Raw genomic sequence first — 14,684 nt, 5'->3', positions numbered from 1 at the left:
CGGCCCGCCCCGCCCCCGCGCGGTCTTCTCCCCGACGTGCGCAGACTGCCGGGGCTCGTCCGCGGCGTCCTGTCCGACGTGGGCCGCGCGCTCGACATCGGAGCCTCCGTCGCCCGCTCCACCCTGGAGGTACGCCCCTGCCCCGCGCTCGCCTCGCGGTCCAGCGGAACTCGCCGCACGGCCGGCGTGGTGCTGGATCTCGACGAGGTGCACACCGTGCGCAAGGCCGTCGGCGGCACCGTCAACGACGTCCTGATCGCGATCGTCGCGGGCGCCCTGCGCCGCTGGCTCGACGAGCGCGGCGACGGCAGCGAGGGCGTGGCGCCCCGCGCCCTGATCCCCGTCTCCAACCGCCGCCCGCGCACCGCGCACCCTCAGGGCAACCGGCTCTCGGGCTACCTGATACGGCTCCCCGTGGACGAACCGGATCCGCTCGGCCGCCTCGGCACGGTCCGTACCGCCATGGACCGCAACAAGGACGCGGGCCCCAACCGGGGCGCGGGCGCCGTCGCGCTGCTCGCCGACCACGTGCCTCCGCTGGGCCACCGGCTCGGCGGGCCGCTGGTCAGCCAAGCCGCCCGGCTCTGGTTCGACATCCTCGTCACCAGCGTGCCGCTGCCCAGTCTCGGACTGAGGCTCGGCGGTCACGCGCTCACCGAGGTCTACCCGTTCGCGCCGCTGGCCCGCGGCCAGTCCCTGGCGGTCGCGGTCTCGACCTACCGCGGGCGCGTCCACTACGGGCTCGTGGCCGACGGCGAGGCCGTGCCCGACCTCGACCGGTTCGCCGAGGCCGTCTCCGCGGAGGTGGAGACACTGCTCGACGCCTGTGCTCCGTGACCGGCCTCCGCCTGCCGTGACCGGAACGGGTTTGGTCACCCGGCCCGGCGCTCCGTAGAATTCCGCGTTCGACAGCGAGCGCGGAAGGAGCGCCGCGACGGGTGACCAGGGAACGGCAGCGGCGATGACGGTGACAGAAGACGGCCCGGCGATGGTGGACGAGGTGTCGTCGTACGGCCCCGGCATTGATCCGGAGCGGCTGGCCGTGTGCCTCGGCGTGCTGGAAGAGCTCGACAAGCTGGAGATCGACCATCCGGACGCGATCGCCGTGCGCCGGGCCACCGCGGGTGTCTACCGCACGGTCAAGCAGCGCCGCCGCCAGGAGCGCCGGGCCGCCAAGACCGCCCACGACAAGGTGGTCACCGAGGCCACCGCCACCGGCTCCGCCGAGCGCATCGACGACGAGACCGAGGGCATTCTGCCGTCGTCCGTCACCGAGGCAGGACAGATCGCGGGGATACTCCAGCGGCCCCGCTCCTGCTACGTCTGCAAGACCCGGTACGTCGAGGTCGACTACTTCTACCACCAGCTCTGCCAGAAGTGCGCCGCCGAGAACCGGGACCGCCGCGACGCCCGCGCCGACCTCACCGGCAAGCGCGCCCTGCTCACCGGCGGCCGCGCCAAGATCGGCATGTACATCGCGCTCAGGCTGCTGCGCGACGGCGCGCACACCACGATCACCACGCGCTTCCCGAACGACGCGATCCGCCGTTTCAAGGCCCAGCCCGACAGCGACGAGTGGATCCACCGGCTGAAGATCGTCGGCATCGACCTGCGTGACCCGGCCCAGGTCGTCGCCCTCGCCGAGTCCGTCGCCGCCGAGGGTCCGCTGGACATCCTGATCAACAACGCCGCCCAGACCGTACGGCGCTCCCCTCAGGCGTACAGCGAGCTGGTCACCGCGGAGTCCGCCCCGCTGCCGGCCGGAGAACTGCCCGCGGCGGAGGTCATCGGCACCTTCGGTTCCGGTGCCGTGGCCGCGCTGCCGGTGGCCGGAGGCGGCGCGCTCACGGCCCAGGACGTCACCGACCTGGCCCTGGTCTCAGGATCGGCCTCCCTGGAGCGGATCGCGGCCGGTACGGCGATCGACGCGGGCGGCCTCGTGCCCGACCTGCACGACACCAACAGCTGGATCCAGGCGGTGGAGGAGGTTACACCGGTGGAGCTGCTGGAGGTGCAGCTCTGCAACTCCACGGCGCCCTTCATCCTGATCAGCCGGCTGCGCGCGGCGATGGCCGCGTCACCGGCCCGCCGGACGTACGTCGTGAACGTCTCCGCCATGGAGGGCGTCTTCAGCCGCGGCTACAAGGGGGCGGGCCACCCGCACACCAACATGGCCAAGGCCGCCCTCAACATGCTCACCCGCACCAGCGCGCAGGAGATGTTCGAGAAGGACCGCATCCTGATGACCGCCGTCGACACCGGCTGGATCACGGACGAGCGCCCCCACCCGGACAAGATCCGCCTCGCCGAGGCCGGCTTCCACGCCCCGCTCGACCTGGTGGACGGCGCGGCCCGGGTCTACGATCCAATTGTGCGCGGCGAACAGGGCGAGGACCTGTACGGCGTCTTCCTCAAGGACTACGCGCCCGGGAAGTGGTGAGCCGCCGCTCCTGACGCGCCCCGGCGTCCGCCGGGGTACCCGGCCCTGGTGAGGACCGCGCGGGAGTAGCCATGGACAGTTCACACGGAGTCGATCCGCGGAGCTTCGACGATCCGCGCAACGTGTACCGGACCGACGAGGAGTTCTACGCCAGCGGCCGTCCGGCCAACCCCGAACTGGAGGAGGACCGGCCCCGCGGTGCCCGCCCCACGGAATCGGTGCGGCACCCCTGGACCTGGGGCACGATCCTGTTCGTCGTCTGCGTCGTCGTGCTGGTCCTCGCGGGGATCGCCCTGTTCCCGTGAGGGGAACGGCCGTCGTCACGATCGGGGCGGTGCCTGTGACCGCAGGCGGTCGTGGACGGTGTACCCGGAAGAGGCGTGCGCCGTCCTGACCCGGGTTCCGCCGTCCACCAGCAGATCCGCCCCCGTGACCCACTCCGCCGCGTCCGAGGCCAGCCACACGACGGCCCGCGCTATGTCCTCGGGCGCGCCCAGGCGGCCCAGCGGGAGTCCCGCGGCGAGCTCCTCCTCCGCGCCCTCCCACACGAACCGCGCCATCTCCGTGCGGACGAGGCCGGGGGAGACGGAGTTGACCCGCACCGTGGGGGCCAGCTCCCCGGCGAGCTGCCGGGTGAGGTGCAGCAGGGCCGCCTTGCTGGTGCCGTAGGCGCCGACGTGGGGACCGACGTGCCCGGCGCCCTCGGTGCAGATGTTCACCACGGCACCTCCGTGCTCGCCCATCCAGGCCCGCCACGCATGCTGCACCAGCCGCAGCGGCGCCTCGACGTTGACGGCGAAGGCGTCGCGCAGGCGGTCGGGATCGACGTCCAGCAGCGGACCGTACGGCTCGTTCGTGCCCGCGTTGTTGACGACGAGGTCGATGCGGCCGAACTCCCGCAGCGTCAGCTCGGTCAGCGCCCGCAGATGCGCCGGGTCGGCCACCGATCCCGCGAGCCCGATGCCGCCGAGCGCGGCGGCAGTCCGCGTCACACTCTCCGGATCACGTGCCGTGACGCACACGCGCGCACCGGCCGCCACCAGTGCCTCGGCGACGGCCAGCCCGATCCCGCGCGAGGCCCCGGTGACGATCGCGGCCAGGCCCTGGAGTCCGTGGGTTGAGGTCATCCGCGCACCGTCTCATGACAGACCGTCAGTTCACAGACCGGTGGTGAAGGCGCCTGCCGGGGCGTTGGCTGAATCCGCATCCCGTTCCAGGCTGTTCTGGGCCGTTCTGGGCTGCTCTGCGCCTGGTGGCGCTCGTCGTTCGCCCGTTCGGGGAGAAGTCGGCTGCAACACAGTCGGCAACCGTGCCTGCGGGCCACACCCGTGCCGTTCCGTCGTCGGTCGAACACGGAACGATTCAGGGCAGTTCCCTCGCGTTTTCAGCCCCATCGAGCGGGCACCCGCTCAAATGGTTACCCTGTAGCGGACGGACAGTCTTATATGGGTTCCACCCACACCCAGTCCGTCCCGGGACAAGCCGGTCACAACGGCATGTTCTCACCACAACTCGACAGGCGCCACCGCGTCCGAACCATTTCTGAAACCGACCCAAGCGGGCGTCTAGTGCACGGCAGTACGGTGAGCCGGCCCGTCCCGAGGGTGACCCGACACATAAGGAGTGCGCGGTGACACCGGAGAAGAGCAATAGCGATCAGCGGCCCAAGGATCGTGCGGAGCGCGCGGGCCGTCGGCCCAAGAAGCAGCTCGGCAGCCTCGACGTGTGGGCCAGGTCCGCCCCGATCCGCCTCGCGGGGTACGAGGACGACCTCGCGGAGCCCCACATCCTCCCCAGCGTGGACTGATCAGGGCAGGACCCGCCGCGATCGCCGGCGGCACGGGCGTGCCAGACTCGCGCCCATGCCGATCAGAGAAGCCACGGCCGAGGACTGGCCGCGCATCTGGCCCTTCTGGCACCGCATCGTCGCCGCCGGTGAGACCTACACCTGGGACCCGGACACCTCCGAAGAAGCCGCTCGCGCCCTGTGGATGGCGCCCGCCAAGCGTGTGTACGTCGCCGAGGACACCACCGGAGCCGTCGTCGGCTCCGCCTACCTCACTCCGAACTACGGCGGCCCCGCGGCCGGCGTCGCCAACGCGGGCTTCATGGTCGACCCCGACCACGGCGGGCGCGGCTTCGGCCGCGCACTCGCCGAGCACGTCCTCGCCGCGGCCAAGGCCGACGGCTACCGGGGCATGGTGTTCAACGCCGTAGTCGAGACCAATCCCGCCGTGCGGCTGTGGACGTCGCTCGGCTTCACCGTTCTCGGCACCGTGCCGGACGCGTACGAGCACCCCCGGCACGGGCGGGTGGGACTGCACGTCATGTACCGGGCCCTGTGACCCGAGCTACGAGCCGTGTGGCCGGACGCCGGAAAATCACTGGGATGGGTGTCCCCGCCGTGCGTGCACGAGCCCATGATGCCCACCGACCGTCTCCTCGCCTTCTCGGCCACAGCTGACGGGCGTCCTCAGGCGAGCGGTGCCGTCCGCTGCCACGGACGCAGTTCCTCCAACTGGCCCGCCACGGCAAGGAGATCGAGTTCGCCGCCGGGGCGGCCCACTAGCTGGACCGCGCACGGCGCACCGTTCGGCAGTGTGCCGAACGGCACGGACATCGCCGGCCAGCCGGTCAGGTTCCACGGTGGCGTCAGTGGTGAGTAGGTGGTGTTGACCAGCAGGTTGCGCAGCCAGCCGCCCTCGTGCCAGGGCGCGGCGGCGGGACCGCGCCGGGCCAGCGTCGGGGTGAGCAGCACGTCGTGCTCGGCGAAGAACGGCTCCATACGGCGGCGCAGTTGGTCGCGGCGGTCGCCCTCACGGACGCTCCGGACGAAGCGGCGGCCCACGGCCGCGTGGACGCGGGTGCGGCGGGCGAGGTGCCGTGGATCGAGCGCCCGCGCGTCGACCGACGTTCCCGCCGTCCAGTGCGCCAGGGACGTTGTGCCCAGCCACAGCGGGTAGGGCGGGTCGGCGCGCCGCACCTGGTGGCCCGCCCCGGCCAGCAGCTTCGCCGCCTCGCGGGCCGCGGTCGTGTACGGGCGGCTGACGGTCACGCCGGGCAGCGGGCTGCGTACGGAGACCGCGATCCGACAGGGTGCGGGCTCGGACGGACGTGCCGCGTCGGGCGTGTCGGCCAGCACCGAGAACATCAGCCGGGTGTCCTCGGCCGTGGTCGCGAGCGGCCCGTTCTCGGACATACCGAACCAGTCGCCGTCACTGATGCCCGCCGGGACCACCCCGAGACCCGGCTTGAGGGTGATCAGCCCGCAGTTGGCGGCCGGGATGCGCAGCGAGCCCATCCCGTCGTTGCCCAGCGCGACCGGCACCATCCCGGCGGCGACCGCCGCCGCGCTACCGCCCGACGAACCGCCCGCCGTGCGCGTGATGTCCCACGGGTTGCGCACGATGCCGTACACACCCTCCGAGGTGCCGAAGACGCACAGCTCGGGCACGTTCGTGAGGCCCACGAACACGGCGCCCGCCGCCCGCAGCCGGGCCACCGTGACATGGTCCTGTCCGGCCGGTGTGTCCGGGGTCGCGGCGGTGCCGACGCGGGTCGACTCACCCCGTACGGCGAGGTTGTCCTTGACCGCCACGGGCACGCCCGCGAGGGGCAGTTCGGACAGGTCGGCACGGGCGCCCACCTCGCCCGCCTCGGCCAGGGCCGCCTTCCCCCGCACCGTACGGAACGCGCCGACGCGGGCGTCGAGCAGCTCGATCCGCGCGAGGTGCTCCGCCACCACCTCGCGGGGTGTGATCCGCCGCTCCCGTACGGCGGCGGCGATCTCGGCGGCGGTCCGGCCGGCCCAGCTGGTCACGGGCGCTCCCTGTACGTGAGGTATGGACTTACTCGCCGGTAGCCGACGGGTACGAGGAGCACTGTGCCCTGCCGGAGGCGCCACGTCGAGAGTCCGTTTCGCGAGTCCGTTTCACGATCTTCAGTGCTTCATCCGATGAGTTCCTCGACCTCTGTCGATGAATGTTTCAACTCCCGTATATGCACGCCCCATTGACAGCGGAGGGATCACGCTCCAAGGATCAGACATCCGATGACTGCGAACTGCCTGTGGGGTGGTGCGGTATGGCGTGGTCCAGATTGGCCGGTGCCGTGGCGGGGCTGGTGCTGCTCGTGGCGCCCGTTCCGGCGATGGCCCAGACGCAGAAGGCGGGGCCGTCACCCGTCACGGTGCCCGCACTGTCCAACTGGGCGCCCGGAGAGGGAAGTTACGCGTTCGGGCGAAGTACCCGGATCGTCGCCCGTGACCAGGAGTCACGCGAGGTCGCCGACACCCTCGCCGACGACCTGCGGGCGGCCGGCCGCGGCACCGTAGCCGTCGTCCCTGACGTCGCGCCACGGAGCGGCGACATCGTTGTCGACGTCGACCCCTCCGCGGCCCGGCTCGGCGCCGAAGGGTACGAACTCCGTGCGGGCGCCAGCCTGCAGATCACCGGCAGGACGGACACCGGGGCCTTCTACGGCACCCGCACCCTGCTCCAGCTCCTCACCCAGGGCGACCGTGTGCCCGCCGGAAGCACCGTCGACGTGCCCGAGTACGAGGAACGAGGCGTCGGCGTCTGCGCCTGCTACATCAACATCTCCACCGAGTGGCTCGAGAACCTGGTGCGCGACATGGCGTACCAGAAGCTCAACCAGCTCCTCCTCGAACTGAAGGTGAAGAGCGACGCCCACGCCGAGGCCAACACCTGGGGCTACTACACCAAGGACGAGATCCGCCGCCTCGTCGCCCTCGGCGAGAAGTACCACGTGGAGATCATCCCGGAGATCAACTCCCCGGGCCACATGGACCCCTGGATCGAGAACCGCCCCGACCTGCAGCTCACCGACGCCGACGGCGTGAAGCAGCCCTCCCGGCTCGACGTCACCCAGCAGGCCGCCTTCGACTACTACACGAGCCTGATGGACGAGTACGCCGAGGTGTTCCCGGCCACCTCCTGGCACATGGGCGCCGACGAGTACATGCTCGGCTCCGACTTCGCCAAGTACCCGCAGGTCCTGGCCTATGCGCGCCAGAAGTACGGTGCGAACGCCACCCCGCAGGACGCCTTCATCGACTTCGTCAACCGCGTCCACGCCTACGCCGCCGCCAAGGGCAAGAAGCTCCGCATCTGGAACGACGGGCTGACTGGAGCCAACACCGTGCCGGTCACGGCGGGCACGACCGTCGAGCACTGGCTGAACGTGGCGGTGAAGCCGAGTCAGATCCTGGCGCAGGGCTACCCGTTGATGAACGCCTCGTACGCCCTGTACCTCGTGCGCGGCGGCTTCCACACGGACACCAAGGGGCTGTACGACCAGGGCTGGGACCCGCGCAGCTTCGAGGGCGAGAAGCTCGCCTCGCGCACCGGCATCACCGGGGCGAAGATCAGCCTGTGGCCGGACAACGGGCGTGGTGAGACCGAGAACGAGGTCGCCGTCGCCCTGGACCCGGCGCTGAGGCACATCGCCCAGGCCACCTGGGGAGCGCCCCGCCCGGACGCCACCTACGCCGAGTTCACCGCCCGCGCGCGAGCCGTGGGTCACGCCCCCGGATGGCGTGACCTGACCCGTGTACCACTCGCCGACGGGACGTACACCTTCCGCAGCGGCGGCGTGACACGCGACCTCCGGGTCGCACGCACCCCCGACGGCTATGTGACCCTGAAGTCCGTCACGAGCGGCAGGTGCCTGGAGACGCGCAGCGGGAAGCTCACCCTCAACGTGCCGCTGCAACCTGGCAGTTCGGTCACCGAGGAGGCCTGCGCCGCCTCGAACACCCTGCAGCGCTGGGTGCCCGTGCCCGCTCCCGGAGGCCACCGGCTCGTCAACGCGATCACACGCATGGCCGTGCACGTCACGGACGACGGACGCCTCGTCCAGTACCCGCCGGACCAGCGCGCGCCCGCCGTGTGGCAGACGACCGCCCGCTGAGGGACCGGCCCCACCGGGGCCGGCCCGAGTGACCCGTACGCCCCGAGGAGCATCGCGCCCGACCCGAGGAGCACACGCGCATGGCCATCTCCCGAAGAGCCTTCGTCACGGCGGCCGCGACGCTCGTCGCCTCCACCGGAACCTCCCTCGCCCTCACAGCACCCGCGGCGGCGGCCGAGGCGGCCCCACTCGCCGAAGGGCCCCCGTACCGCATCCCCGTCAGCCCCGACGACACGCCGGACGAACTGGTCCGCAAGGCGTCCGAGGTCCGGCCCACCGCACGGCAGATCGCCTGGCAGCGGCTGGAGCGCACCGCCTTCCTGCACTTCGGCGTGAACACGTTCACCGGCCTCGAATGGGGCACCGGCGACGAGGACCCCGACGTCTTCCAGCCCGCCGGGCTCGACACCGACCAGTGGGCGCGCGCCCTGCGCGACGGCGGCTTCAAGCTCGCCATCCTCACCGTCAAGCACCACGACGGCTTCGTGCTCTACCCCTCCCGCTACACCGACCACACGGTGGCGTCGAGCAGTTGGCAGGGCGGACAGGGCGACGTGCTGCGCTCGTTCGCCGACTCGATGCGCCGCCACGGCATCAAGGTCGGCGTGTACATCTCGCCGGCCGACGAGAACCAGTACCTGCACGGCGTGTACGCCAACGGCAGCGCCCGCTCCGAGCGCACCATCCCCACCCCGGTCCCGGGGGACGACCGCCCGGACGGGCCCACCTTCACGCTCCCCGCCACCGACTACGGCGCCCACATGCTCGACCAGCTCTACGAGGTCCTCACCGAGTACGGGACCATCGACGAGGTGTGGTTCGACGGCGCCCAGGGGCGCATCCCGCCGGACAAGGTCGAGACGTACGACTGGGACAGCTGGTACACGCTGATCCGGACCCTCGCGCCGGACGCCACCATCGCCGTGTCCGGTCCCGATGTGCGCTGGGTCGGCAACGAGGGCGGGTTCGCGCGGGAGAACGAGTGGAGTGTCGTACCCGTCCAGGAGAAGGCCAACGGGCGCATGGACTTCGCGCTCTCGTACGACGCGCCCGACATGGGCGGCCGGGACGCCCTGGTCGCCGCGCGGCCGGTGGCGGACCACCTGCAGTGGTGGCCGGCTGAGGCCGATGTGTCCATCCGGGACGGCTGGTTCTACCACGCCGACCAACAGCCGAAATCTGTCCAGCAGTTGACGGACATCTACTTCGGTTCGGTGGGCCGGGGCGCCGTACTGCTGCTGAACGTGCCGCCGGACAAGGACGGTCTTCTCCCGGCCTCCGACGTCACCCGGCTGCGCGAGTTCCGCGAGCGGATCGACCGGGAGCTGCCGGAGGACCTGGCCCTCGGGGCGCGGGTCACCACCTCCCCGGGCACGGTCACCGTCGACCTCGGCGCTGCACGTGAGGTGGACCGTGTCCGGCTCGCGGAGGACATCCGGTACGGGCAACAGGTCGAGGACTTCGTCGTCGAGGCCGAACGTGGCGGCGCCTGGACGCGGGTCGCCGGGGCCGGGACGATCGGGGCCGGCCGGATCCTGCTGCTGAGCGCGCCCGTACGGGCCCGCCGGTGGCGCGTGCGGGTGACACGGTCCCGACAGACCGCAACGATCGGGGAGTTCGGGCTGTACCGTTCGCGCCTTCAGTAGGCGACTGGCGGGTCCGCCCCCGCGGCGGCCGGATCATCCTTCGGCCGGCCGCGTGGGCCGGACTCGGTGCGCTATTCGCTGAGTTGGGTGCGCAGCCACTGCTCCACCTCGCCCACGTGCGCGGCGGCGGCCGCTCGTGCCGCCTCCGGGTCGTGGGCGAGCAGGGCGCGGTGGATGGCGGCGTGCTCACGGCGGGTGCGGGCGAAGGCGCCCTCCTCCTGGTAGCCGCGCCAGACACGGGCCCGGAAGGTGCGGGAGGACAGGCCCTCCAGGATCGCGGCCATGGTCTCGTTGCCCGCGGCGGCCGCGATCTCGCGGTGGAAGGCGAGGTCGTGGGCGATGATCTCCTCGGGGTCGTCCGTGCCGTTCATCGCGGTCAGGTGCTTCTCGACCTCCGCGAGCTGGTCCTCGGTGATGCGCGCGGCGGCCAGCGCGGTCGCGGTCGACTCCAGGATGCGGCGCACCTCCAGCAGCTCGACCAGTCGGGGGCCGCGGGACAGGTCGGCGACGACACCGAAGGTCTCCAGCAGGTCCCCGGCCTCCAGCTGGGTGACGTAGATGCCGGACCCGTGCCGTGCCTCCAGCACTCCGAGGACCGTGAGTGCCCGGATCGCCTCCCGCATCGAGCTGCGCGACATGCCCAGCTGGGCCGCGAGGTCCCGCTCGGTGGGCAGCCGCTGCCCCGGCTCCAGGCGGCCCTCGGCGATCATCGCCTTGATCCGCTCGATGGCGCGCTGCGTCACCGTGGCCTTCTGCGGAGCGGCCTCGCTCTGGGTCTCGTTCACGCCACTCCTCCTGTTGTCGGTGCGCCGCAGTCTAACCAGCCAGGTGGTCGGACCACTACGTCCAGGAACCGGGAAAATCTGGTGTCGGAGGGTGTTGTGAAGGGGAAGTGGTCTGATAAATATGCGGGCACCTGCTTGAAACCGCTCGACGAGGAGCTGACAGATGGCCGGCACAAACCCACGGAACGGGCAGACAGGGGCACGGAGGGTACGCGCGGTGGTCGCCGCGTCCTGTGCCGCCCTCGTGCTCGCGGCGTGCGGCAGCACCAAGGACAACGTCTCCTCCGGCGGGGAGGGCGGCGGCGACGGCAAGGTCGGGGTGATCCTGCCCCTGCTGACCTCGCCGTTCTGGCAGTCGTACAACGACTACGTGCCCAAGATGGCCAAGACCGAGGGCGTCGACGCGCTCAAGACGGTCAACTCCAACAGCGACCCGTCCCAGCAGATCACCGACATCAACAACGCCCTCAACCAAGGGGCCAAGGGCCTCGTCGTCGCGCCCCTCGACAGCGCCGCGATCATCGCGGGGCTCGACCAGGCCGAGCGCAAGGGCGTACCGGTGGTCGCCGTGGACGTGGCGCCCGACAAGGGCAAGGTCGCGATGGTCGTCCGCGCCAACAACGTCGCGTACGGCGAGAAGGCCTGCGAGTACCTCGGAGAGCAGATTCCGTCCGGCAAGGTCGTGCAGATCATGGGCGACCTCGCCTCGGTCAACGGCCGCGACCGCTCCGAGGCCTTCCGGGCCTGTGTGAAGAAGAACTTCCCCAAGCTGAAGGTGCTGGAGATCCCCGCCAAGTGGGAGTCCGACACCGCCGCCTCCAAGCTGGACACGCTCCTCAACGCCAACCCCGACATCAAGGGCATCTACATGCAGGCCGGCGGTGTGTACCTCGCGCCGACGCTGCAGACCCTGAAGTCCAAGGGGATGCTGAAGACGGCCGGCCAGGACGGCCACATCACGATCGTCTCGAACGACGGCATCCCGCAGGAGTTCGACGCCATCCGCAAGGGCGAGATCGACGCCACCGTCTCGCAGCCCGCCGACGCCTACGCGAAGTACGGCATGTACTACGTCAAGGCCGCGATGGAGGGCAAGACGTTCAAGCCCGGCCCGACCGACCACGACTCCACGATCGTCAAGCTGCCCAGCGGCATCCTTGAGGACCAGCTGCCCGCCCCGCTGGTGACCAAGGACAACGTCGACGACCCCGAGCTCTGGGGCAACACGGTCAAATGAGCGCTGCCACCGCCACCCCCCTGGTAGAGGCCACGGGCATTGTCAAACGGTACGGGCCCACCGTCGCACTGCAGGACGGCCGGCTGACCGTGCTGCCCGGTGAGTCCCACGCCCTCGTCGGCCGCAACGGCGCGGGCAAGTCCACGCTCGTCACCGTCCTCACCGGACTCCAGGCGCCCGACGCGGGCACCGTCCGCTTCGACGGCCGACCTGCACCCCCGCTCGGCGACCGCGTCGCCTGGCGCTCCAAGGTGGCCTGCGTCTACCAGAAGCCCACCGTGGTCCCCGAGCTGACGGTCGCCGAGAACCTCTTCCTCAACCGCCAGCCCGACAGCCGGCGCGGCTTCTTCAGCTGGCGCCGGCTGCACACGGAGGCCAGCGAGGTCCTCGACACCTGGGACGTGCACGTCGACCCCGGCGCCCGCACCGCCGACCTCAAGGTCGAGGACCGGCAGATGGTGGAGATCGCCCGGGCCCTGAGCCAGGGTGCCCGCTTCATCATCCTCGACGAACCCACCGCCCAGCTCGACAACCGCGAGATCGAGCGCCTCTTCGACCGGATGCGCGCACTCCAGGAGTCCGGCGTCACCTTCCTGTTCATCTCCCACCACCTCCAGGAGGTGTACGAGGTCTGCCAGGCGGTGACCGTGCTGCGGGACGCCCGCTGGATCACCACCGCACCCGTGGCCGAACTCCCGCGCGCCGCGCTGGTGGAGGCGATGGCGGGGGAGGCGGTCGCCGAACGGCAGGCGGCCGCGGCGGAGGCCGTGGTGGAACAGGACGGCGTCGACGCGCCCGTCGTCCTGGACGTGCGGGGCCTGACCTCGGACACGTACCAGGACGTCGCCCTGACCGTCCGCCGCGGTGAGGTCGTCGGACTCGCCGGCTCCAGCGGCAGCGGAAAGATCGCGCTCGCCGAGACCTTCGCCGGACTGCACACACCGACGTCCGGAACCGCCCTGCTGGACGGCACAGCGCTCCCGTTCGGCGACGTGCGGGCCGCCCTGAAGGCCGGCGTCGGCTGCGTACCCCGCGACCGGCACGGCCAGGGGCTCGTCTTCGGCATGACCATCGGCGACAACGCCACGATGACCGTCCTGGACCGGCTCGGCCGGTACGGGCTCGTCGGCACCGCCCGCAAGCGCGGTGTCGCCACCGAGCTGATCGAGCGCCTCGACATCCATGCCGAGGGCCCCGACCAGCCCGTGTCCGATCTCTCCGGCGGCAACGCCCAGAAGGTCGTGATGGCCCGCGCCCTCGCCTCGGACCCTCGTCTGCTGGTGCTCATCAACCCCACCGCGGGCGTGGACGTGAAGTCCAAGGAGTCCCTGCTCTCGCGGGTGGACAGCGCCCGCGAGGACGGCACCGCCGTGCTCGTCGTCTCCGACGAACTCGACGACCTGCGCCGCTGCGACCGCGTCCTCGTCCTCTTCCACGGCCGGGTCGTCGCCGAGCACCGGGCGGGCTGGCATGACCACGAGCTGATCGCCTCCATCGAAGGAGTGGACCACCATGGCTGACATCAAGGCTCCGTCGGCCTCGACCACCACCCCGGTCACGGCGCCCGACCCCCGGGCGGCCAGAGCCGTGCTGCTGCGCCGGGCCCGCGAACTCGCCCTCGTACCGGCCCTGTTGCTGCTCCTGGTGTTCGGCGCGTTCGTCAACGACTCGTTCCTCACCGAACGCAACCTGATCTCCATCCTGGGCGCGTCCGCCGCCCTCGCGATGGTGGTGCTGGCCGAGTCGCTCGTGCTGATCACCGGCAAGTTCGACCTGTCGCTGGAGTCGGTCGTCGGTATCGCCCCCGCCGTGGGCGCCCTGCTCGTGCTGCCCGCCGCGACGGCCGGCTGGGGCGCGGAACTCCCGGCGGCCCTCGCGCTCCTTGCGGTCCTCGTCGTGGGCGCGGCCATCGGCGGGTTCAACGGCCTCCTCGTGGTGAAGTTCAAGCTCAACGCTTTCATCGTCACCCTCGCGATGCTGATCGTGCTGCGCGGACTGCTGGTCGGCGCGACCAAGGGCAAGACGCTGTTCGGCATGCCCGACGCGTTCTTCTCGCTGGCGACCACCACCTTCCTTCGGGTGCCCATGTCGGTGTGGCTGGCGGCGGTCGCCTTCGGTGTCGCCGGTCTCGTCCTGCGCTACCACCGTGTCGGCCGCGCGCTCTACGCGATCGGCGGCAACGCGGACGCGGCCCGCGCGGCCGGCATCCGCGTCGAACGGGTCATGCTCGGCGTGTTCGTCGTCGCGGGCACCCTCGCCGCCGTCGGCGGGATCATGCAGACCGGGTACGTGGGAGCGATCAGCGCCAACCAGGGCAACAACATGATCTTCACCGTGTTCGCGGCGGCGGTCATCGGCGGCATCAGCCTCGACGGCGGCAAGGGCACCATGTTCGGGGCCCTCACCGGCGTACTCCTGCTGGGTGTCGTGCAGAACCTGCTCACCCTCGCGCAGGTGCCGTCGTTCTGGATCCAGGCCATCTACGGAGGCATCATCCTGTTCGCTCTCATGATCGCCCGCGTGACCACGGGCCGCGCCCAGGACTGACCAGCCGACTTCTCGTCGCCGAGTCACCGAGTCACCGAGTCACCGAGTCACCGAGTCACCGAGTCACCGAGTCACCGAGTCACCGAGTCACCGACCGA

13 protein-coding genes are annotated in these 14,684 nt (G+C 71.1%); 10 read left to right on the top strand and 3 right to left on the bottom strand.

The genetic code is table 11. From position 1 onward, the window contains the following. The 3 genes from FPZ41_RS26515 to FPZ41_RS26505 all read left to right on the top strand — a co-directional run. Positions 1–837: WS/DGAT domain-containing protein (locus tag FPZ41_RS26515; RefSeq protein WP_152866197.1), on the top strand; the 837-nt coding region annotated here is incomplete at its 5' end. A gap of 124 nt (positions 838–961) precedes the next feature. Further along, on the top strand, positions 962–2,440 hold the full coding sequence (locus tag FPZ41_RS26510) for an SDR family NAD(P)-dependent oxidoreductase (protein WP_152866196.1): 1,479 nt from the start codon (positions 962–964) through the stop codon (positions 2,438–2,440). Positions 2,441–2,511: 71 nt separating this feature from the next. Continuing rightward, positions 2,512–2,745: a hypothetical protein gene (locus tag FPZ41_RS26505; protein WP_152866195.1), complete on the top strand. Its 234-nt coding sequence runs from the start codon at positions 2,512–2,514 to the stop codon at positions 2,743–2,745. A gap of 15 nt (positions 2,746–2,760) precedes the next feature. On the opposite strand, the gene FPZ41_RS26500 is transcribed toward FPZ41_RS26505, so the two are convergent. After that, a complete protein-coding gene (locus FPZ41_RS26500; RefSeq protein ID WP_152866194.1) occupies positions 2,761–3,567 on the bottom strand; it encodes an SDR family oxidoreductase in 807 nt (268 codons plus the stop codon). A gap of 503 nt (positions 3,568–4,070) precedes the next feature. On the opposite strand from FPZ41_RS26500, the gene FPZ41_RS47280 reads away from it, so the two are divergent. Both FPZ41_RS47280 and FPZ41_RS26495 read left to right on the top strand, forming a co-directional pair. Beyond that, the gene (locus FPZ41_RS47280; protein ID WP_322620757.1) at positions 4,071–4,247 is read left to right on the top strand and encodes a hypothetical protein; all 177 of its coding nucleotides are present in this window, start codon (positions 4,071–4,073) and stop codon (positions 4,245–4,247) included. A 55-nt stretch (positions 4,248–4,302) separates the two neighbouring features. Continuing rightward, positions 4,303–4,785: a GNAT family N-acetyltransferase gene (locus tag FPZ41_RS26495; RefSeq protein WP_152866193.1), complete on the top strand. Its 483-nt coding sequence runs from the start codon at positions 4,303–4,305 to the stop codon at positions 4,783–4,785. Positions 4,786–4,913: 128 nt separating this feature from the next. Here FPZ41_RS26495 and FPZ41_RS26490 read toward each other — a convergent pair whose 3' ends face one another. Continuing rightward, positions 4,914–6,260 carry an amidase gene (locus FPZ41_RS26490; protein WP_322620756.1) on the bottom strand — a complete coding sequence of 449 codons (1,347 nt, stop codon included), beginning with the start codon at positions 6,258–6,260 and terminating at the stop codon, positions 4,914–4,916. Positions 6,261–6,523: 263 nt separating this feature from the next. Here FPZ41_RS26490 and FPZ41_RS26485 point away from each other — a divergent pair, with 263 nt between their 5' ends. Both FPZ41_RS26485 and FPZ41_RS26480 read left to right on the top strand, forming a co-directional pair. After that, the gene (locus tag FPZ41_RS26485; protein ID WP_152866192.1) at positions 6,524–8,371 is read left to right on the top strand and encodes a family 20 glycosylhydrolase; all 1,848 of its coding nucleotides are present in this window, start codon (positions 6,524–6,526) and stop codon (positions 8,369–8,371) included. Between the two features lie 80 nt (positions 8,372–8,451). Beyond that, positions 8,452–10,017, top strand: coding sequence for an alpha-L-fucosidase (locus FPZ41_RS26480; protein WP_152866191.1), 1,566 nt, complete (start codon positions 8,452–8,454; stop codon positions 10,015–10,017). Between the two features lie 71 nt (positions 10,018–10,088). Here the strand turns inward: FPZ41_RS26480 and FPZ41_RS26475 are convergent, their stop codons facing one another. After that, positions 10,089–10,802 (bottom strand): FadR/GntR family transcriptional regulator, encoded by a 714-nt coding sequence (locus FPZ41_RS26475; RefSeq protein ID WP_322620755.1) that lies wholly within the window; start codon positions 10,800–10,802, stop codon positions 10,089–10,091. A 163-nt stretch (positions 10,803–10,965) separates the two neighbouring features. Between FPZ41_RS26475 and FPZ41_RS26470 the strand changes: the two genes are divergently transcribed. Genes FPZ41_RS26470 through FPZ41_RS26460 form a run of 3 tightly spaced genes read left to right on the top strand, consistent with a single transcriptional unit; the run spans position 10,966 to position 14,586 of the window. Beyond that, positions 10,966–12,039 carry a sugar ABC transporter substrate-binding protein gene (locus tag FPZ41_RS26470; RefSeq protein ID WP_131565103.1) on the top strand — a complete coding sequence of 358 codons (1,074 nt, stop codon included), beginning with the start codon at positions 10,966–10,968 and terminating at the stop codon, positions 12,037–12,039. Further along, complete coding sequence (locus FPZ41_RS26465; protein ID WP_152866190.1) at positions 12,036–13,559, top strand: sugar ABC transporter ATP-binding protein; 1,524 nt, start codon at positions 12,036–12,038, stop codon at positions 13,557–13,559. The genes FPZ41_RS26470 and FPZ41_RS26465 overlap by 4 nt, the downstream gene beginning before the upstream one ends. After that, entirely contained in the window at positions 13,552–14,586 is a 1,035-nt protein-coding gene (locus FPZ41_RS26460) for an ABC transporter permease (protein ID WP_152866189.1), read from the top strand. The genes FPZ41_RS26465 and FPZ41_RS26460 overlap by 8 nt, the downstream gene beginning before the upstream one ends. Positions 14,587–14,684 lie beyond the last annotated feature (98 nt).

Origin of the sequence: Streptomyces acidicola (assembly GCF_009377235.1) — a bacterium.
Classification (GTDB): Bacteria; Actinomycetota; Actinomycetes; order Streptomycetales; family Streptomycetaceae; genus Streptomyces; species Streptomyces acidicola.
This window is presented reverse-complemented; position numbering and strand designations above follow the sequence as displayed.

Bases quoted from the DNA above. Each gene is read 5' to 3' on its own strand.
- FPZ41_RS26510 (WP_152866196.1), top strand. From the start codon at position 962: ATGACGGTGACAGAAGACGGCCCGGCGATGGTGGACGAGGTGTCGTCG.
- FPZ41_RS26505 (WP_152866195.1), top strand. From the start codon at position 2,512: ATGGACAGTTCACACGGAGTCGATCCGCGGAGCTTCGACGATCCGCGC.
- FPZ41_RS26500 (WP_152866194.1), bottom strand. From the start codon at position 3,567: ATGACCTCAACCCACGGACTCCAGGGCCTGGCCGCGATCGTCACCGGG.
- FPZ41_RS26495 (WP_152866193.1), top strand. From the start codon at position 4,303: ATGCCGATCAGAGAAGCCACGGCCGAGGACTGGCCGCGCATCTGGCCC.
- FPZ41_RS26485 (WP_152866192.1), top strand. From the start codon at position 6,524: ATGGCGTGGTCCAGATTGGCCGGTGCCGTGGCGGGGCTGGTGCTGCTC.
- FPZ41_RS26480 (WP_152866191.1), top strand. From the start codon at position 8,452: ATGGCCATCTCCCGAAGAGCCTTCGTCACGGCGGCCGCGACGCTCGTC.
- FPZ41_RS26470 (WP_131565103.1), top strand. From the start codon at position 10,966: ATGGCCGGCACAAACCCACGGAACGGGCAGACAGGGGCACGGAGGGTA.
- FPZ41_RS26465 (WP_152866190.1), top strand. From the start codon at position 12,036: ATGAGCGCTGCCACCGCCACCCCCCTGGTAGAGGCCACGGGCATTGTC.
- FPZ41_RS26460 (WP_152866189.1), top strand. From the start codon at position 13,552: ATGGCTGACATCAAGGCTCCGTCGGCCTCGACCACCACCCCGGTCACG.